The 19,848-nt window shown below is 43.5% G+C and carries 17 protein-coding genes; 11 read left to right on the forward strand and 6 right to left on the reverse strand.

Translation table 11 applies throughout. The annotated features are described in order from the left end of the window. The first annotated feature begins 38 nt into the window (after positions 1–38). Complete coding sequence (locus tag BVC89_RS05960) at positions 39–905, forward strand: DAHL domain-containing protein (protein ID WP_086930305.1); 867 nt, start codon at positions 39–41, stop codon at positions 903–905. A 46-nt stretch (positions 906–951) separates the two neighbouring features. Here BVC89_RS05960 and BVC89_RS05965 read toward each other — a convergent pair whose 3' ends face one another. From BVC89_RS05965 to BVC89_RS05980, 4 genes are all read right to left on the reverse strand, one after another. Continuing rightward, positions 952–1,338, reverse strand: coding sequence for a gamma-butyrobetaine hydroxylase family protein (locus BVC89_RS05965; protein WP_086930306.1), 387 nt, complete (start codon positions 1,336–1,338; stop codon positions 952–954). 26 nt (positions 1,339–1,364) lie between these two features. After that, complete coding sequence (hslU, locus tag BVC89_RS05970) at positions 1,365–2,687, reverse strand: ATP-dependent protease ATPase subunit HslU (RefSeq protein ID WP_086930307.1); 1,323 nt, start codon at positions 2,685–2,687, stop codon at positions 1,365–1,367. Positions 2,688–2,716: 29 nt separating this feature from the next. Further along, complete coding sequence (gene hslV / locus BVC89_RS05975; protein ID WP_086930308.1) at positions 2,717–3,256, reverse strand: ATP-dependent protease subunit HslV; 540 nt, start codon at positions 3,254–3,256, stop codon at positions 2,717–2,719. Positions 3,257–3,594: 338 nt separating this feature from the next. Then, positions 3,595–4,122 (reverse strand): SPOR domain-containing protein, encoded by a 528-nt coding sequence (locus tag BVC89_RS05980; RefSeq protein ID WP_086930309.1) that lies wholly within the window; start codon positions 4,120–4,122, stop codon positions 3,595–3,597. 330 nt (positions 4,123–4,452) lie between these two features. Here BVC89_RS05980 and BVC89_RS05985 point away from each other — a divergent pair, with 330 nt between their 5' ends. Then, entirely contained in the window at positions 4,453–5,586 is a 1,134-nt protein-coding gene (locus BVC89_RS05985; protein ID WP_086930310.1) for an Ig-like domain-containing protein, read from the forward strand. Positions 5,587–5,588: 2 nt separating this feature from the next. Here the strand turns inward: BVC89_RS05985 and BVC89_RS05990 are convergent, their stop codons facing one another. Next, positions 5,589–7,847, reverse strand: a complete 2,259-nt coding sequence (locus BVC89_RS05990; RefSeq protein WP_086930311.1) for a primosomal protein N' — start codon at positions 7,845–7,847, stop codon at positions 5,589–5,591. Positions 7,848–8,056: 209 nt separating this feature from the next. On the opposite strand from BVC89_RS05990, the gene rpmE reads away from it, so the two are divergent. Next, positions 8,057–8,269, forward strand: a complete 213-nt coding sequence (rpmE, locus tag BVC89_RS05995; RefSeq protein WP_086930312.1) for a 50S ribosomal protein L31 — start codon at positions 8,057–8,059, stop codon at positions 8,267–8,269. 219 nt (positions 8,270–8,488) lie between these two features. Here rpmE and BVC89_RS06000 read toward each other — a convergent pair whose 3' ends face one another. Further along, positions 8,489–11,230 carry a penicillin-binding protein 1A gene (locus BVC89_RS06000; RefSeq protein ID WP_216825098.1) on the reverse strand — a complete coding sequence of 914 codons (2,742 nt, stop codon included), beginning with the start codon at positions 11,228–11,230 and terminating at the stop codon, positions 8,489–8,491. A 193-nt stretch (positions 11,231–11,423) separates the two neighbouring features. On the opposite strand from BVC89_RS06000, the gene BVC89_RS06005 reads away from it, so the two are divergent. The 8 genes from BVC89_RS06005 to BVC89_RS06040 all read left to right on the forward strand — a co-directional run bounded on the left by BVC89_RS06005 (position 11,424) and on the right by BVC89_RS06040 (position 19,799). Further along, positions 11,424–12,491, forward strand: coding sequence for a pilus assembly protein PilM (locus BVC89_RS06005; RefSeq protein ID WP_086930314.1), 1,068 nt, complete (start codon positions 11,424–11,426; stop codon positions 12,489–12,491). 1 nt (position 12,492) lies between these two features. After that, complete coding sequence (locus tag BVC89_RS06010) at positions 12,493–13,059, forward strand: PilN domain-containing protein (RefSeq protein WP_086930315.1); 567 nt, start codon at positions 12,493–12,495, stop codon at positions 13,057–13,059. Beyond that, positions 13,052–13,669: a type IV pilus inner membrane component PilO gene (locus BVC89_RS06015; protein ID WP_086930316.1), complete on the forward strand. Its 618-nt coding sequence runs from the start codon at positions 13,052–13,054 to the stop codon at positions 13,667–13,669. The genes BVC89_RS06010 and BVC89_RS06015 overlap by 8 nt, the downstream gene beginning before the upstream one ends. A 1-nt stretch (position 13,670) precedes the next feature. Further along, on the forward strand, positions 13,671–14,210 hold the full coding sequence (locus BVC89_RS06020) for a pilus assembly protein PilP (RefSeq protein ID WP_086930317.1): 540 nt from the start codon (positions 13,671–13,673) through the stop codon (positions 14,208–14,210). A gap of 5 nt (positions 14,211–14,215) precedes the next feature. Next, complete coding sequence (locus BVC89_RS06025; protein WP_086934535.1) at positions 14,216–16,492, forward strand: type IV pilus secretin PilQ; 2,277 nt, start codon at positions 14,216–14,218, stop codon at positions 16,490–16,492. A gap of 7 nt (positions 16,493–16,499) precedes the next feature. After that, entirely contained in the window at positions 16,500–17,012 is a 513-nt protein-coding gene (gene aroK, locus BVC89_RS06030; protein ID WP_086930318.1) for a shikimate kinase AroK, read from the forward strand. 4 nt (positions 17,013–17,016) lie between these two features. Then, on the forward strand, positions 17,017–18,093 hold the full coding sequence (gene aroB, locus BVC89_RS06035; RefSeq protein WP_086930319.1) for a 3-dehydroquinate synthase: 1,077 nt from the start codon (positions 17,017–17,019) through the stop codon (positions 18,091–18,093). A gap of 164 nt (positions 18,094–18,257) precedes the next feature. Further along, positions 18,258–19,799: an SPOR domain-containing protein gene (locus BVC89_RS06040; protein ID WP_158657804.1), complete on the forward strand. Its 1,542-nt coding sequence runs from the start codon at positions 18,258–18,260 to the stop codon at positions 19,797–19,799. Positions 19,800–19,848: the final 49 nt, after the last annotated feature.

A 19,848-nucleotide genomic window follows, 5' to 3' on the forward strand; every position in this document is an offset into this window, starting at 1 on the left:
ACTTAGGATGTTAAGAAAAAGAAGGCTAAAAGGATACTATGAAAACTTTCACACTAATAATTGTTGTATTAATTTTGTTAGGAGGAGCGATCGCTTATCAGCCAGCGAAAGATAACCAGCTTAATGAGCAGCGTTATCAATCGACAGTAAATATTATTGAGGAGCTTTCATTAAAAGATAAGGAAATCAATACATTAATTATTAGGTCTAGATTTGGTTTGGATCAGAACTATGATGGTTTGGTCACAGCTTCTAAACAAATTTTGGAAAAGGCTAGTGTCTTAGAGCGTGAAATGCGTTCGCAACAATTATTTTCTTCCGGTGTGGGTGTGCAAAATTACTGGGATACTTATGAGAAAGATTTGCGCGAAAAATTAGATGCTATAGAAGCTTTTAAAGGCAATAATTCTATTTTGCGAAACTCCGTAGCTTATGCCCCTGAAGCTGGAGAGCGTGCAATAAAAGCAATAGAGAGTTTTAATCTCGAAACAATTACCGGTGCTATTGATAACATAAATACAACTTTATACAAGTATATTGCATCCGGCAATCGCCGTTACTTAGATAGCATTAAGCTCGAAATGTTAGATTTGGCTTCAGCAACTAATGCTATTGAAGATCGTCATTCAAAACGTATTTTTAAGGAATACTTAAGTCATCTAAGAGTTGTGGTTGAGAAACAAAAAGATACCGCCAACTTTATGTTAGAAGCGGTTAGTAACCATAACGCCGAAACGCTTATGAGAATTAAAACTATTTATGAAGGGCATCACAGAGATAATTTATCTCAACAAAAGGAGCAACTAAGCCTTTTGAAAAATTACAACTTAGTGCTATGTTTTATTTTGGTGCTTCTAACTGGTTGGCTCTTTAATAGTCAACGTTCATCACAGGCGGTTGAATAACTTTGGTTAAAGCTAAAGTTGCTATTAGATAGTCTCTTATTAGATGTTATTGGGGGGGCTCTACCCATTTAACTGCAGCAACATCTTTGTTCTCGTTGTGATCGGCGACTTTAGCTAAATACTCTTGCCAGTTTGAACTAAAGTTTTCTCCCAAAGATCTTAAATATGACCAAGTGTAAATGCCTGAGTCATGACCGTCACTGAAGATAAGCTTTACGGCATAGTTACCTTGTGGCTCGATGTGAGTAATTCCAACTTGTGATTTATTTAGCTGCAATACTTCTTGTCCTTCTCCATGACCTTTCACTTCGGCTGAAGGTGAAAACACCCGCAAATATTCAGCGCTTAATTGGTAAACATGCGAATCAAACTCCACCTCTAAAATTTGAGATCGACGATGGAGTTTGATATTAGTTGGTGTTTTAGTGGGCATGAAGGCCTTTGTTTATAAGCTTGCCTTTACAAAATAAATCGGCTGAGGTCTTCATTTTGTGATAACTCACCCAACTGTTTTTCCACAAACTCAGCAGTAACAACCACCTCTTTGGTGGCTCCGTCTGTGTCGTACGAAACTTCTTCCAATAGCTTTTCCAACACTGTGTGCAAGCGTCTTGCACCAATATTCTCGGTACTTTCATTTACACGGTAAGCTGTCTCGGCAATCTTGCGTATTCCTTCATCGGTGAAACTCAGAGCAATATCTTCTGCTGATAATAGGGCCTGGTGCTGTTCTGTTAAGGATGCATCGGGCTCAGTAAGTATGCGCTCAAAATCAGCAGGCGTCAGGGCTTCAAGTTCTACTCGAATAGGTAAACGTCCTTGCAGTTCGGGAATAAGATCTGAAGGCTTGGAAAGATGGAATGCACCTGAAGCAATAAATAAAATATGATCAGTTTTAATCATACCGTGCTTAGTACTAACCGTGCAGCCTTCGATCAAGGGCAACAGGTCACGCTGCACACCTTCGCGGGAAACATCTGCCCCCGAAGCTCCCTCGCGCTTACTTACTTTGTCTATCTCATCAAGGAAGACAATGCCATTCTGCTCCGCTGCTTCAATTGCCCGAGCTTTAAGTTCTTCTTCGTTAATTAGCTTTGAGGCTTCCTCATCGACAATTTTTTTGAAGGCTTTTTTAACCGTCATTTTTGTCTTTTTGGTTTTACCGCTCGACATGGATGAAAACATGTTTTGTAATTGGCTGGTCATGTCTTCCATGCCTGGAGGCGCCATAATCTCAACACCTACCTGCGCAGCAGTGACCTCAATTTCAATTTCTTTGTCGTCTAATTCGCCTTGCCTCAGTTTTTTTCGAAAGATTTGTCGCGTCGATGACTGCGCTGAGTTTTCGCTTGGCTCAACATCTCTTGCTGGCGTTAGCAAGGCGTCGAGTATGCGCTCCTCGGCTGCATCTTGTGCGCTGTGATTTACTTTCGTCATCTCTTGTTCGCGATACAGTTTAATCGAGCGATCGACTAGATCGCGAATGATCGATTCCACATCACGGCCAACATAACCCACTTCGGTAAACTTTGTTGCTTCTACTTTTACAAAAGGTGCGTTGGCTAATCTCGCTAAGCGACGTGCAATTTCAGTTTTACCTACACCGGTAGGCCCGATCATTAAAATATTTTTTGGTGTGATTTCATTGCGCATGGATTCATCGAGTTGCATGCGCCGCCAACGGTTTCTCAAGGCAATTGCCACGGCTTTTTTGGCCGACTGTTGGCCGACAATATGCTTATCCAATTCGTGAACAATTTCACGGGGAGTCATCTGTGACATGAAGAGATTCTCTCTTACTTTAAAGTTAGTTAATAACTGAGTTCTTCTATGGTGAAGTTATGATTAGTATAAACGCAGACATCGCCGGCAATGGTAAGGCCTTTTTCAATAATGGTTTTCGCGTCTAATTCTGTGTTTTCTAATAAAGCTCGTGCAGCAGATTGGGCGAAGGCGCCGCCTGAGCCAATGGCGATAAGGTCATCCTCAGGTTGTATGACATCGCCATTACCAGTAACAATCAGTGATGCTTCGTGATTGGCCACAGCGAGTAAAGCTTCTAAGCGTCTTAACGCACGATCTGTTCTCCAGTCTTTGGCAAGCTCCACGGCTGCTCTCACTAGTTGGCCACCATGGGTTTCCAGTTTTGCTTCGAATCGCTCAAACAGTGTGAATGCATCTGCGGTGCCCCCGGCAAAGCCCGCAATTACTTTATCTTTATAAAGCCGTCTAACCTTACGCGCGTTTCCCTTCATAATAGTATTGCCCAGAGACACTTGGCCGTCGCCACCGATGACAACTTTATTGCCTCTGCGCACAGATAAAATAGTGGTACCTCTGTATTGTTCCACGAATGTTCCTTAAATTTTGCTTGGATTGGTTATAGATTTTCCTGGGCCGCTCAAGATTAGTTTACAGGCCCTAGTGTCCTCTGTTTTTTAGAGGATCTAATTCATATATGGAAGTGGGGGTGCAAATGATAAATTCAAGCGTGAATTTAGAGCTAATTAACTGTAGGTGGCCATAGAGAAAAGAGAGGAATTTTGTTGTCTGTTTAGGTGCTTGCCGCCTCTCATAGTGGTACTAATAGCATTGCTACGAGCAAGGCAAGCAACGACAACGGGCGGCAAAATAACCGTTCTTAATTTATGCTAATTTGTATTTAATTAGCTCTAACATTCAATGCTGCTTATCCTTGTGGACTGCGCTTTAATACTAGGGCTTCGTGGCGATTAGACAAGAGTATTGAGCGCGCTTTTGATAATTTTGATTTAGAGGTAAAAGGGCCGACGATAACACGATGCCAGGTTTCACCATTGCGAATTTTGGCCCTTTCTGTGTAGGCGTCTAGGTTAAGTAGGATTAATTCTGCACGCAGTTGATCCGCATCTTTCATCGATTGAAACGATGCAACCTGCAATAAAAACTCTTGTTTAGGGGATATTTTTTGTGGTTGAGATGTTTTAGGCTTCGCTGCTTTTGGTGTCGGTACCTCGGTTTCTTTTAACAGGCTGTAAAAATCAAAGCGGGGCTTTTGAGATTCCTTAGCGCTCTCTTTTGGGGAGCTGTTGCTCTTTCCTTGGTCGGGTTGTATTTCTGACAGACGAGTTAAGAACATGATAAATGCACCTAACACGGCGCCAGTAAACAGCCATACCCACGCAGGTACGCGTGAAGGTTCGTGGTTTTTTCGGGTGTTTGAAGGACTGCGTGCCATAATTTCGCGTGTATGTGGCCGGTGTTTTTAAGCGTTAATGTTACCGAAAGGTGTATGGTTTTTAATTTTATAAAAACAAAGTATATTTGATCACAAAAATATGCGGTGATGATAGCATAAAATCTTATGCTAAACGTAATTTCTTCATAAATTTTATTGGCTTAGCGATGTTTTCTAAGCTATTATCGAGGTTAACAGCAATACCCTTTCCAGAGCCTTTTCTGTGCTGTATGCTGGGTGGCAGGGGATTTCGATTAGATCAATTAGAATAGTAAGTGCGTTTCATTAAGTCTATTGAATCGCTACATTTCGTAATAGTCAGGTGAAATTATGGGTTTCAAGTGCCGTTCTTGGCAACATATTGTTTTAATGGGTGCCTTCGTTGCATTGCTACAAGGGTGTGGAGGAGCGCCTGCAGGGCAATCGTCTTCGACAACTACGACAACGCCTACTACAGGGACAGGCTCTAACGGCAGTGGTACGGCTACTCCTAATGATTCAACCGGCGAAGAAACGATAAGTTTTACTTCTAATTCTGCTGACCAAATTGTTATTAGAGGTCAGGGGGGAAATGAGACTAGTGTTGTCAATTTTAGGGTTGCTACTATTGGCGGAACAGCTGTCGCAGATAGGAATATTAGCTTTGAAATCAGCAACACCCTTGGTGGTGCTAGGCTATTATCGGACACAGGCACTACTGACGCTTCTGGTAACGTATCGACTACGATACAAAGTGGCACAGTCGCAGCAGCAATTCGTGTTACAGCTACCTTAGCTGATGATAAGACGGCTGTTTCGAGCGAAGTACAGATATCAACCAGTACATTTATTGCCTCTTCTTTCCCGTTGACTGCAGACGGTGATGATGTTGTGGCGCCTTTTGCTGGTATTGATGCAATTGATCCAAGTATCACTGGGCCATATTTGCTGGTTGAAGAGGCTTCAAATGTTGCGGGTGTTGAAGTGGGGCTGCAAATGATTGCCACCGACCAATTTGGTCATAGGGTTCTAAATGGATCCGCAATAACGATTGTTTCACCAGAGACTGGTTTGGTTGAACCCGCTCGCTGTGTTTTCACTGCTGGCGTTTGCCGGGCGACCTTTTTTACCAACGCAGGTGTAAGCCCTTATAGTCTCGTATCTCTAATGGCTTACGCTAATGGTGCTGAAGCGTTTACAGATCAGAACGGTAATAATATTTTTGATATGGGCGAGCCTTTTACTGATTTAGGCGAGCCCTTTGTCGATGAAAACGATAACGGCACATATGATTTGGGTGAGTTCTTTGTGGATGCTGATAGCGATGGGATGTACGATTCTGCAGGTAATGGTGAATGGGACGGCCCATGTTTAACTGAGCCGAATTTATGTCCCGGTGAAGACTCAACCATAATATCTTCAACACTTACGCTTAGGTTGTTGCCAATAGAGGCTCCAACACCCACCCCAACCCCAATGCCTTAGATTTACATCTCTACCGGATTTACATCAATAGACCAACGAGCACGCTTACTCATTGCTAGTTGGTCTATTTCCTTCACAGCTTCACTTAATACTCTTTGTAAATTATTTCTCGACGCCGACTTGATCTGCAAGACGAACCGGTAGCGTTCGTTAATTTTTTCTACTGCTGCGGCGTGGGGGCCTAGAATTGCGATATTATCTACTCCATGACTGAGGCGTTGCAATATCTGCGCAATTTGTTCAAGTAACCGTAGGCTGTTATCAGCTCGCTTGCTCTCTGAGCGAAAAGCGGCCATATGCCAAAATGGCGGTAGATTTGATTGGTAGCGCTGGGTCAATAATTCTCGTGCAAAAACGGCATAACCTTGCTCTATTAAGATTTGCAGCATGGGATGATCGGGCCTGTGTGTCTGCAGCAGTACTGTGCCCGCATTCTCGCCTCTGCCTGCACGGCCAGAAACTTGTGTAATTAATTGCCCCATATGTTCGAGTGTGCGAAAGTCGGGACTTAGCAGCCCTTGATCGGTATCGGCGACAATCACCAAAGTAAGATGGGGTAGATGATGTCCCTTGGCTAGCATTTGGGTGCCGACAAAAATACAGGCCTGCGCAGATTCTCCCACTAACAGTTTTTTCTCCATGCTTTGTTTTGTGCGAGTTGAGTCCCTATCAATCCTTACAACAGGAACGTTGGGAAACTGCGCTGCCAGTATTTGTTCTATCTGCTCTGTTCCATAGCCGGATGTTTGTAAGCTCTTACTTTTGCAGGAAGGACATGATATAGGGACTCGAGTGCTGCGATCACAATAATGACAACGCAAATGTCTGGGGGAATTATGGAGAGTCATCCTCATGTCGCATGAAGAGCATTGTGCCGACCAGCCGCAGTTGTGGCAAAGTAGGGCTGGCGCATATCCTCTGCGATTAACAAAAACTAAAACTTGTTGATGGTTTTCCAAGGTTTGCTTTAGTTGATGCAGACTATTCTGGCTGAGCCCCGCTACTAGATTCGCTTGTCGCAGGTCAGTGGTTTTTATTTCAGGCATCTTCGCGCCACCAGCTCTTAGACTGAGAACTAGCTTTTGGTAGCGCTGACTTTCGGCATTGTGCAGACTTTCAAGTGATGGTGTCGCCGAGCCTAGAATAATGGGAATCTTGAGCGTGTGTGCCCTAAAAACTGACAAGTCTCTGGCTGAGTATTTAAAACCATCTTGTTGCTTGTATGATCTATCGTGCTCTTCATCGACAATGATCGCTCCGAGGTTTTTGAATGGTGTCAAAGAGGCGAGACGAGTACCAATAACAATTTGTGCCTGTCCGCTTTTTGCTTGCCACCAGTTCCGAGCTCTTGCTGCTTCGGAAACATTAGAGTGAAGTTCAACAATATTGACGTTAAAACGTGCCCGAAAACGCTTTACTGTTTGCGGGCTCAATCCTATTTCTGGAATTAATACCAATACTTGCTGTTTGGCTTGTAAGACACGAGCAACAATGTGCATATAGAGCTCTGTTTTACCACTGCCTGTTGCCCCTTCAACCAGGTAACAATTGTAAGTGTGGTAGCGAATCTGCTGCAGTGCTATGTTTTGCTCATCTGTCAGTGTCCTTGGTTCTTCCTTTAATAAGTCCTTGTTAGCCTCTATCTCAGTGGATGTTGTCAGCGCAGTTTGTTGTACAAGCCCCTTGTCGATAAGCCCTTTAATTGCATTGCTTGAGAAGTCTCTGGATTTCAGTTCTTGTGGGCTGATGTAGGTGTGCTCAAGTAGATATTGATGAATCTCTTGCTGCTTTTTGGCACGTTTTAGAGCTTCGAATGGCAGGCCTTTGCCTTCTGGTGTGTGGGTGTAAACTTCGTCCGCTTCGTACTCCTTACCTTCTCTATAGCGCAGGGGAATAACGGCTTGAATAACTTCACCTAGTGGATGATGGTAGTATTTGGCTCCCCACTGACACAGGAGTAGTAATTCGCTGGGAATAAATGCTTCTTGGTCAAGCAATCGGATAATGGGTTTGATCTTTGAAGTGTCATATTGGCAGTGCTCTGACACACTAGTGACTATGCCGATTAGCTCTCGCGAACGAAATGGCACTACAACCCTGCTACCTATTTGCGGGGATTTTGCCCTTTGTTTCGCCTCTTGTTTTAGCTCTTCTTGCTGATCATCATGCATGATTAAAGACTCTGAGGCTTTGGCCTCAAAGGCGTAGGTATAGTGGTCTCGTAGTGGAACTGGGAGTGCTACTTCTAGAAATAATGACATTCGAGATGCTTTTGATTCATGCCCTTGATGGAAAAAACAGCTATGTTTGTTGTCAGAGCTTGCACTAGTCAGTGTTTATGACTAGTATGCCGCCTCTGTTTTTACAGGCCGATACATTAATGGTGTATGGTGCTCGGCACAACCTATTCTAACTAATAGGTTCTTACTAGATCGGGTGGCGATACACAAAGAGAAAATAAGGCAATATTATGCAAGAAGATATCCAACCTAAATATAGCATGATCACAGCTCGCTGTAGTTGTGGTAATACCATTGAAACTCGTTCGACCTTGGCGAAAGATATTCATATCGACGTGTGTTCAAACTGCCATCCTTTCTACACTGGTAAGCAGAAAGTTTTAGATAGTGGTGGTCGTATCGATCGCTTCAATAAGCGTTTTACTCGTCGCGCTTCTAAGTAGTATTGTGTTAACAGCGGCTTCAACGTCGTTGTTATTGGGTCGCCGTTAAAATACTTAGGGTAAACACAATTTTGCTAATATTTTAACGGCTGACAGCAGCTTTCAGCCATTATATATAGGTATAAAAGACAAAACCCTTCCTAGAAATTCTTACTTTCTTTTCTCTTTTAAACTTGAATATTGTCCACAGACATCCATGTCTGTCTTGAGCCTAAATTTCTAGAATAACTCTTCGTTAATATTCTCTTCTGATTTCCACGGATCCGATTCTTCTGCTGCACCCACTGCTGGTACATAATCCTTACGAAAGATTTCAAATATGGCATCAGGGTCGCCTGCTCTGGCTCTCTGCCCTGTCTCCGGGTCAATTCTCACAGATACAACACCATTAGGTTGCACTCGATTGACAATAGGCTCGTCAGCAAGGGCTAACTCCATAAAATCCATCCAAATCGGTAGTGCAGCAGTACCTCCAAATTCTGCATTGCCAAGAGGAAGGTTTTGATCAAATCCGACCCAAGCTGTAGTAACGATGTTCGGGTGATACCCAGAAAACCAAGCGTCTAAAGGACCGTTAGTTGTACCTGTCTTACCGGCAAGATCCGGGCGCTTAAACTTTTGCCCAGCTTTATATGCTGTGCCACGCTTGACCACATCTTTTAGCATTGAGTCGATGATGTAGACTATTTGATCATCGATGATTTTGGGTGCTTTGGGGTAATCTTCAGGGGTTAAGATCCGGAGTAAGCGCTTAGTTTCAAAGCTTAAATCGAATATATCTTCGTCAATATCGTATTCAGCTTCGGCCACTTCCATAACTTCTTCTTGTTCACTATCTGCTACTTGAACTTCAAGTTCTGACTTGATCAATGCTGCCATCAGAGGGTTATTAGAACTTTCTATCCCATCTTCGGCTTCCTCAAGTTGAGATATAGGTTCGTCGCAGGTACGGCATACTGTTGCAGGTGCAGCCTCAAACACCACTTCGCCATCAGCGTCTTCTATGCTCTGGACAAGATAGGGGTCGACTTTATAGCCGCCATTGGCAAATGATGCGTAACCGCTAGCCACTTCAATAGGGGGTAAGGCATGAGTGCCCAGTGCTAACGATAGATCCTTAGGCAATTCATCAGGGTTAAAGCCGAAGCGTTCAAGGCTTTCGATAGCATTTTTAACTCCAATGCGCTGAAGGACACGTATGGATACTAGGTTGCGGGAGCGATACAACGCGGTACGCAAACGCGTCGGCCCATAAAATTTGCCACTGGAGTTTTCTGGTCGCCAGGTTGCTTCTAACTGATTATCATCAAATACGATGGGCGCATCATTTATTAATGTAGCTGCGGTAAGCCCGTTTTCTAGAGCTGCTGTGTAAATAAAGGGTTTGAAGTTGGAGCCAGGCTGTCTCTCCGCCTGTATCGCTCGGTTAAATTTACTGTAATTAAAATCAAAGCCCCCAACTAGCGCCAGAATGGCACCGTTCTCAGGTGATAAGGAGACCAGTGAGGCCTGCGCTGCCGGTAACTGACTTAATCTCCAGCTATGTTGCTCATCTTTATCTTGTACTTGTTGGAGCCGAATAACATCACCGACTTGTGCCACATCATTGGCTGTCTCGGGTTTTGCACCAAGGATATTTTCCGACACGTAAGGGCGTGCTTTGGCCAGACCCTGTTCCCATGTTAAGGTCAAAAACTGTGCGTCTTTTAACAACACGGTAATAGTTTGATCGGCCACTTGAGTGACTACAGCGGGCACTAATCCACCATAATCTGGTATAGACTTTAGTGTTTTCAACCATGCTGTGTAATCCCGTTGTTCTTTTGGAATTGCGCTGCTTGCTTCTTGACTTTCAACACTCTCATCCTGATCTTCTCCTTGCTTAGGATTATTACCTATTGCTGCAGCGATAAGTCTGTCACTATCTTCAGCTTCTTCGACAATCACATTGTCGTCCACAAGGGGGGCATCGGCGATATCAAATTGCCTTTCAGAGCCGCGATAGCCATGACGGTTATCGTAAGTTAGTAGACCGGAGACAATAGATGTTTGTGCTCGAGTCTGTAAATCACTTTTAACTGTTGTAAATACCTTGTAGCCGTTGGTGTATGCTTCAGGTCCAAACATCTCGAAAATCTTCTTGCGTGCCATCTCAGCGACATATGGTGCTTCCACTTCGATCTTATAGCTGTGATGAGAAGCCGTAACTGGCTCGTCAACTGCGGCTTGGTAATCTTCTTGCGAGATATAGTCAAGCTTTCGCATACGTGAAAGTACATAATTGCGCCTTCGTAGCGCTTTTTCGGGATTGGCTATAGGGTTTTGTGTGGAAGGTCCCTTAAATACACCCACTAGCATGGCATGTTGAGCTAAACTTAGCTCGCGTACTGTTTTACCGTAGTAAACTTCAGCGGCGGCTTCGATGCCGTATGCACGCTTACCTAAAAACATTAGGTTGACGTACATTTCTAGTATTTCTTCTTTGGTAAGTTCTTTCTCAAGGCGAAGCGCCAGAAGAATTTCGTTGAATTTTCGCGAGAATGTTTGCTTAAGTGATAGAAATATATGCCTTGTGAGCTGCATGGTTAGTGTGCTGCCGCCAGGGCCTTTGCGTCCCGTTGTAATTAAGTGGACGGCGGCTCTGAGTAACCCGCGTATTGACACTCCATTGTGTGTATAAAAATCGTCATCTTCTGCTGCAATGAGTGCGTTGATAAAATTTTGAGGTATATCGTGATATTGGATGGGATGGCGCCTTTTTTCGCCAAATTCTAGAATTAATTTTTTGTCGGCCGTATAAACTCGCAATGGCGTTTGTAGTCGGTAGTCACGAATCGATTCAACCGATGGTAAAGTTGGGCTCAAATATAGATAAAAGCCTGCAAGTACCATGAATGCTGAACCTAAGCCGAATAATGATACTAAGAAAGTTACAATGAATAGCGTTTTTTTAAGTTTCATGTAGTACAGAAGAAATTAATAAAGTTTTTTTTAGTTACATTTCGAATATGCGAAATGTTCATTTAAGCGATTTAAAACAATAATCGCCATTATAAGATCTTTTTCACACTTTACATACGTGTAGATGTGTTGCAGGCTACACTTAAAGTGCTATAACATAAACATAAGCTAAGTGACGGAAATAGATAGAAAAATGGGCCTCCTAGATATTCTCAATAAAAAACAAAAGCCGATGCTTGGATTGGATATCAGTTCAACTTCCGTAAAGATGCTTGAAATAAGTCGCCAAGGCGACAGTTATCGCGTTGAAAACTATGCGGTCAAGCCGCTGCCAGCCAATGCGGTTGTGGAAAAAAACATCAATGACCCTGAAGTTGTCGCACAGGTCGTTAAGTCTGTGGTGCAATCATCTCGCACAAAGCTTAAAGATTCTGCGGTAGCCGTAGCAGGTTCGTCAGTGATTACTAAATTAATTGAAATGCCTGGCGATCTCAACGAAGAGGCGATGGAATTGCAGATTTCTTTGGAGGCGGATCAGTATATCCCTTACCCATTGGAAGAAGTGGCCATCGACTTTGACATCCAAGGCGTCTCTGACAAAAATCCGGATCAAGTAGAGGTATTGCTCGCTGCTTGTCGAAGAGAGAACGTCGACACCCGAGCAAGTATTTTGGAAATGGCTGATCTTTCTCCAAAAGTTGTGGATGTGGAAGCCTATACCCTAGAGCGAGCCTTCGCCCTCGTGCAAGAGCAATTTGAGGATCAAGAAGAGCAGATTGTCGCCGTGGTTGATATTGGTGCGACAATGACAACGCTAAGTGTGCTTATAGACGGCAAAACTATCTATACTCGTGAACAATTATTTGGTGGCAAACAACTAACAGAAGAAATTCAGCGGCGTTATGGTTTGTCTGCGGAGGAAGCTGGCTTGGCAAAAAAACAAGGCGGCCTACCTGACGATTATGAGCCAGAGGTGCTTGAGCCATTTAAAGATGCAGTGGTGCAACAAGTAACAAGATCTTTACAATTTTTCTTTTCATCAAGCCAATACAATGATGTGGATCATATTGTGTTAGCCGGCGGTGTCGCTTCGCTTGAAGGTTTATCTGGTTTGATCGAAGAGAAATTGGGGACATCGGTAACGGTTGCTAATCCCTTTGCAAATATGTCAATTTCATCGCGTGTTAACGCAGCCATGTTGGCTAATGACTCTCCCTCGCTCATGATTGCGACAGGGTTAGCCTTAAGGAGCTTCGAATAGTATGGCTCAAATTAACTTACTTCCCTGGCGGGAAGAACTCCGACAGGAAAAGAAGAAAGAATTTCTAACCCATCTTGCAGGGGTGTGCATCCTAGCTTTGTTGATTGGTTATGTTTGGGTGAATTCTGTCGATAATGCTATAGCTTCGCAAAATTCCCGCAATAATATTTTGCAAAGTGAAATAGATATACTTGCCAAGCAAGTTGAAGAAATTAAGAACTTAAAAAAGGAAAGGCAAGAGCTACTGGATAGGATGAATGTTATTCAGGATCTGGAGGGTAAACGCTCTATCATTGTTCACTACTTTGATGAGTTTGCTAAAGCAGTTCCCGACGGTGTTTATATTACTGAAGTTGAAAGAAAAGGTGATGTGTTTTCGGTTGTCGGCGTTAGTGAATCCAATAATCGCTTATCAGCTTTTATGCGCCAGCTCGATGACTCTGATTGGTTTTCAAATACCAACTTATTGTCGACATCTTCATCGCCTAATATCGGTGAGCAGGCACGAGTATTTTCTTTAGATCTAAAAGCCGTACTTCCTGAAACCTCGGAGGAAACTGATGGCTGATTTAAACAAGTATATTGAGCAACTTCAGAATTTTGATGTTAATGATATTGATTGGGAGCGCATCGGTGTTTGGCCGTTGCCTGCAAGAATTTTTGTCTGCTTACTAGCTTGCGGTGCAATTTTATTCGCTTGTCATTTTTTTATCGTAAAAGATAAAAATACCGTGCTTGAAGCAGCTAAAAGTAAAGAAACTCAACTGCGACGCTCTTTCGAGTCTAAAGCTTATGAGGCGGCAAATTTAGACCGCTATCGCCAGCAAATGGAAGAAATGTCAGGCACGCTAAATGTGTTGGTATCAAGACTGCCAAGTAATATCGAGGTTCCTGGCCTGTTAGAAGATATCGATGATAAAGCAGTAGAAGCGCGCCTAGATATCGAAGGTATAAAGCCAGAAAAAGAGATTCAGACAGAGTTCCATATTGAGCTGCCTATTAAAATTAATGTCACCGGCGGTTATCACGAGTTCGGAGCATTTGTCAGTGGCATCGCCGGCATGCCTCGTATTGTAACTCTACATGATTTTTCTATTAAACGAGATCGAGATCAAGGTAGTTCCCTAAACATGGAAATTATTGCCAAAACCTACAGATACAAATCGCAGGAGGAGTAAGATGTCGCACATAACTATTAAGTCCTTTTGTGCAGCATCATTACTTGCATCTCTGGTTGCGTGCAGTTCTGGTGGTGAGCATTCTGATTTAACTGACTATATTGCTAAGACCAAGGCGCGGCCGGCTGGTAACATTGAGCCGCTACCTACCTTTCGTCCGTTTGAGGCTTTTATATACAGTGCAACAGCAAAACGCAGTCCCTTCGATCGGCCTGTAGAAATTAAAAGACGTATTTTTGCGCAATCGTCATCTGACGTGAAACCTAATTTAAATCGCGTGCGCGAATATTTGGAAGGATTCGAATTGGGTGAAGTTAAGATGGTGGGGAATATAAAACGAAAAAATGTCCTTTGGGCGTTGTTATCAGATCCTAATGGAGTCATTCATTGGGTGAAAAATGGTAACTATGTTGGTAAAAATCATGGCAGGATCATTGAGACTGCTGAAAATAAAGTTGAGTTGTTGGAAATTGTTTCTGACGGCTTAGATGGTTGGGTCGAAAGGCCGAGAGTCATTGCATTATCCGAAGAGAAGGAATAATGGGCATGTACAGTCTAAAACTAAAATATATAAGTGTATTGGCATTACTTCTCTGCACTGGCCTAGCAAGGGCGGCGACGTTGTCTAATATTAATTTCGCAGAACTTCCGGGAGAAAAAGCTGAGCTGCGCTTGGTTTTTGACTCTCCTCCAAGTGCCCCAACAGGCTACTCGATAGAACAACCTGCACGTATAGTGCTAGATTTTAGTGACGCTAGAAGTGGTCTAGATAAGAAAAAATACTCCATGAGCGTTGGTAAGGTGAATAGCGCGATTGTTGTTGAAGGTGGCGGTAGAACGAGACTTATCGTCAACTTAGATACTTCTGTTCCTTATAATTCATATGTTGAAGGCAATGAAGTGGTGGTTGAAATTGGTGTTGATGCCAGTGATGCTAACCCCAATTTTGTAGCCGGTGGTGCTCCTGCTCCCAGCTCGGCTTCCTCAGGTAGCACCGCGCCCGCTACAGCTACAAATTCCGTTGCCGCTGCGCCATCGTCTCTCGTCACATCTGCGCCGACTAGAACCAGCAGTGCTGGTGGTTTTGCCGTTAATAATATTGATTTTCGAAGAGGTGATGTGGGAGAAGGTAAGGTTATTATCTCTCTTAGTGATTCATCTATACGCGTTGATATCGAAGAGGTTTCTAGCGGTGTTGAAGTTAAATTCCACGATACCTCACTGCCTAAAGAGTTGCGTAGAAAATTGGATGTGGTCGATTTTGCGACACCGGTTTCTTTGATTGCCTCTTCTCAGGAAAGCGATGGTACTGTTATTGGTATTGAGACTAGTGGTGAATATGACTACCTTGCTTACCAGGCAAATAATGAATACGTGGTCAATATCAAACCTCTCACTGCGCAAGAAATTGAAGAGAAGAAAAAAGAGTTTGCCTATACCGGTGATCGTTTGTCTTTAAACTTTCAGAATATTCCTGTGCGAAATGTGTTACAGCTTATCGCTGATTTTACAGACCTTAACCTGGTGGCTAGTGATACAGTAGAAGGCAACATTACCTTGCGTCTCGACAGTGTGCCTTGGGATCAGGCCTTGGATATTGTGCTTAAAACTAAAGGGCTGGATAAGAGGCAAATTGGCAATGTTCTTATGGTGGCTCCAGCAGCTGAAATTGCCGAGCGTGAACGTCAAGAAATCGAGACTAAAAAACAGCTTGAAGAGCTTGCGCCTTTGCGCACCGAATACTTGCGAGTTCGCTATGCCAATGCTCGAGAATTGTTTAATTTATTCTTAGAAGCCGGCGGTGCTGGTGTTGGTGGCGGCGCTGGTGGTGGCGCTGGCGGATTCGGTGGTGGTGCTGGCGGAGCACAGCGCAATTCAACGGGAAGTCTTTTATCTGAGCGTGGACAAGCGATCGTTGATGAGAGAACTAACTCGATTATTCTTACTGATACTGAAGAGAAAATCGAAGAGTTTAAACGTCTCATTGAGAAAGTTGATATCCCTGTTCGTCAGGTGATGATCGAAGCGCGTATTGTTGTTGCCAATAATGATTTTAGGAAGGAGCTAGGCGCTCGCATCGCCGGTGACGCTGTTGAATCATCCTCTAGTGGTCGCAATAAGTTCGAATTTACCGGCAGACTTGAAGGGTTAACAAGCGGGGATGGCAACGGACCGGAATCATTGTTCGTCGATGGTGATGGCGATGGTATTAGTGATGACGAACGTGATCTGGTGAACTCTAACTTAGTTGATTTAGGTGTGACAAATCCTGCTGGCGCTTTTACCTGGAATATTATCAGCTCAAACTTCTTGCTTGGTATGGAATTGTCGGCTCTTGAAAATACTGGCCATGCTGAAGTTGTATCGCAGCCGAAAGTTATTACAGGGGACAAACAACAGGCAAGAATTCAGTCTGGTACTGAGATTGCGTTCCAAGAGGAGTCGGCCAGTGGAGGAACTACTACTTCATTTAAAGAAGCTGTGTTACAACTTGATGTAACGCCGCAGATAACTCCAAATAACAAGGTTATTATGACCTTGGAAATTACTGAAGACTCAATCGGAGGCGTTGACCCTGTTAGTCGTGTACCTACTCTTGATATTACGCGCTTAAATACAGAAGTTTTAGTTGGCGATGGTGAAACCATTGTGTTAGGTGGTGTTTATCGTAATGAAACCAGAGAAGGGGTTACCAAGGTTCCACTTCTGGGAGATATTCCATATCTCGGTCGCTTGTTTAGGCGTGAGGAAAGGGAAGTCGATAAGCGAGAATTATTAATATTCATTACGCCGCGCATCATGGCAAATGAAATTATAGAATAGTCGCCAAGTGGCAAATAACATCGTGCTAGTTGGGCCAATGGGGGCAGGCAAGTCTACCATTGGCCGACAACTTTCTAGTAAGCTCAATTACGAATTTCTAGACACCGACCATATTATTGAGAGTCGTTCTGGAGCCGATATCCCTTGGATCTTTGATGTTGAAGGGGAACAGGGCTTTCGTGATCGGGAAACCAGTGTGCTGGCTGAAATTATTGATCGTGATGCCGTGGTAATCGCAACCGGCGGTGGCATAGTGATGAGACCTGAAAATCGAAAGTTGCTAGCGCAATCGGCTAAAGTTATTTATCTGATGGCAAGTATTGATCAATTGATTAAGCGCACTTTCAAAGATAAAAAGCGCCCCTTGCTGCAAGTAGAAAATCCACAACAAAAAATTCGTGAACTTTTTGAACATCGTGATCCAATATATCGTGAAGTTGCTGATGAGATCGTTATGACAGATGACGGCGGAACTCGATCCATCGTGCAGAAAATATCTGAAATCATTTCTAGATCGTAAAATTATGTCACAAATAAATGTTGAGTTAGGGGATCGCAGTTATCCTATTTTTATTGGTTCAGGCATTGCACATGATCCTGAAAATTACCGTTCTTTTATTGCTAGCAGTCAAGTTCTTCTAGTGACCAATACAACTATTGATCCAATATATAGCAAGACTATTGAAAGTGCTTTGTCTTTTGTTGAAACCCTCGATAAAGTACTCTTACCCGATGGTGAGCAATATAAGAACCTCAATACCTTAAATGCAATATTTGACGGTTTATTGAAAAAAGGTCATAACCGCAAAACTACGCTCATCGCATTAGGTGGCGGAGTTATTGGGGATATGGTTGGCTTTGCTGCAGCAAGTTACCAGCGGGGTGTGAATTTCATTCAAATCCCTACGACTTTGCTTTCTCAGGTGGATTCTTCCGTCGGCGGTAAAACCGGTGTTAATCATATTTTAGGTAAAAATATGATAGGAGCTTTCCACCAACCTAAGAGTGTCGTCATCGATACCGATATGCTTAAGACCTTACCTAGCCGCGAGTTATCTGCAGGTTTGGCTGAGGTCATTAAATATGGGCTTATTGCCGATCAAGAGTTTTTCTCATGGCTTGAGCAAAATATTGAAAAGCTGGTGGCTGTCGACGGCGAAGCCCTCGCTCATGCGATTGAGCGCTCTTGCCAAATTAAGGCAGATGTCGTTGCCCAAGATGAAAAAGAAGGCGGTATAAGAGCGATTTTAAACTTCGGTCACACCTTTGGTCATGCCATCGAAGCGCATCAAGGCTACGGTGTCTGGTTACATGGTGAGGCTGTCGGCGCGGGTATGATTATGGCCTGTAAAATGTCGGCTAAACTCGGCTGGTTGGATGAATCCATTGTAGAACGCGCGATAGCCCTGATCACAAAAGCAGGCCTACCTATACTTCCACCAGAGGATATGACACCTGAAACTTTCCTGAAGTATATGTCTGTGGATAAAAAAGTACTGGATAAAACACTACGGCTAATATTACTAAAAGCATGTGGTGATGCTACAGTGACAAGCGATTTTTCTGACGAAGTTCTCCATGAGATACTGCAAGGCGTGTGATACTGTTACCTTGAATATTGATATAATCAGGCACGACAAGTGTGTTCTGCTTGATAATTTTCTATTCTGGGGCTTGTGAATGACGGATCAATAGATCCTCAACGCGGCATTAATCACTGGCAGTAACTGTCAGTCAGTAACCATTAACATTATTTGGGATGGGTATGACCTCTGCGCCAGAGACAAACTCTGCACAAATATCAGATTCTCACGAGTATTTCAGCACGCCCTCATTGAAAGGGCTAGTACAGCAGTTATCGCATCTGGCTTTTTTTGGCGATGGCCTTTCTTTAGTATTGGGTGCAAAGGGGAGTGGTAAGACGGCCCTTTGCAGTGAGCTCACTCAAAACCTCAGTCAAGCCGATGATACTATCGCCATAACACTCGATGCCGATTTTGAGTTGGCCGAATGCATGGCTGAAATACTCACTGCTCTTGGTTTACAAGGCTCCGATTCACTGAGTGTGGGGGAGATGCTGGCCGAGTTGCGCCATTTTGTGCAAGCGCTCGCACAGGATAAAAAACTCGTTACTTTAATTATTGATGATGCCCATTTTCTAGATGACCAAGCTATTGGCGCACTGATTAGTTTAATGCAAGGACGCACAGAAGCGAATGTGGGTTTACACTTGATACTATTGTCAAAGCCCGGTCTAGATCAGCGTATTGATGCTCTGCAAATTATTGATGTGCCGGTCTATGATTTTGATATGCCGAATCTATCGCCCTCTGAGCTTTCCCGTTTTTTTGAGCATTTGCGACCTCAGCTGGAGCCTCTAGAATCCCCTCAATTGCAAAAAATTTGGGCCAGCTCCCATGGTATGCCAGGGCCAGCTTTGGCTTTATTGGACGAGTTAGATAGCGGAGAAGTTAAAGATCAGGCCGACGATTTTGTTAACAAAAATAGCGCAATCCCCTACGCTCATATAGCTGCAATCGTGTTGCTTGGCTTGGCGCTTATATGGTCTCTGTTGTTGACCAATGACGATGGTGACAAGCAGATATCTACACCTATTGCACCGGCTAAAGCTATAAACGGTGACCTTGACCAGCAAACTAAACAACTATATCAGAAGAGCCAGGTGCCTACTTTGGAGCCAAAACCTTCTAAGATCGATAATTTAGCGCAGGCTTTGCCCGAGTCTGAGGCAGTGCAAGTGGCAACAGGCCAACAACAGAAGGATCAAGGCAGTGGAACTATACAGGGCTCTCCAGCAATAGATAACACTGAACCTGCTCTAACTGTGACAGAGCTTGACGAGGCAAAGACACGTTACCGTCTTCCTCCTAAAACCACTGAGCTAAAGACACCCGATTCTGCGCCAAGTAGGCCTGAGGTGATTTCCCCACCTACCATAAAACCACTTGCTAAAAAACAAGAGAAGGTTGCTAGCGATTTAACTATATCAGAAGCTTATTTGATGCAGCAAAACCCTAATGCCTATACTTTACAGGTAATTGCAGCTAGCGGAAAAGCCGCTTTAGAGGCATATATAGAACGACAAAGTAACCGTAAAACATTGCATATGTATCGTGGTGTTAGCAAAAGAAAAAACTGGTTTGTAGTGGTTCAAGGCGTATATTCTTCGAGGGAAGAGGCTCTAAAAGGGATAAAATCTTTGCCAAGTGAGCAGTCTAAAGCTGGTCCGTGGCCACGAAAAATTTCTGCAATACAGCAGGAGATCGAAACATTTAGGCGCAAATAGCATCTTTTTGCGTAAAATATCTATCAAAATCAAACACTTAAATATCCGA

Origin of the sequence: Agarilytica rhodophyticola, assembly GCF_002157225.2 — a bacterium.
GTDB lineage: Bacteria > Pseudomonadota > Gammaproteobacteria > Pseudomonadales > Cellvibrionaceae > Agarilytica > Agarilytica rhodophyticola.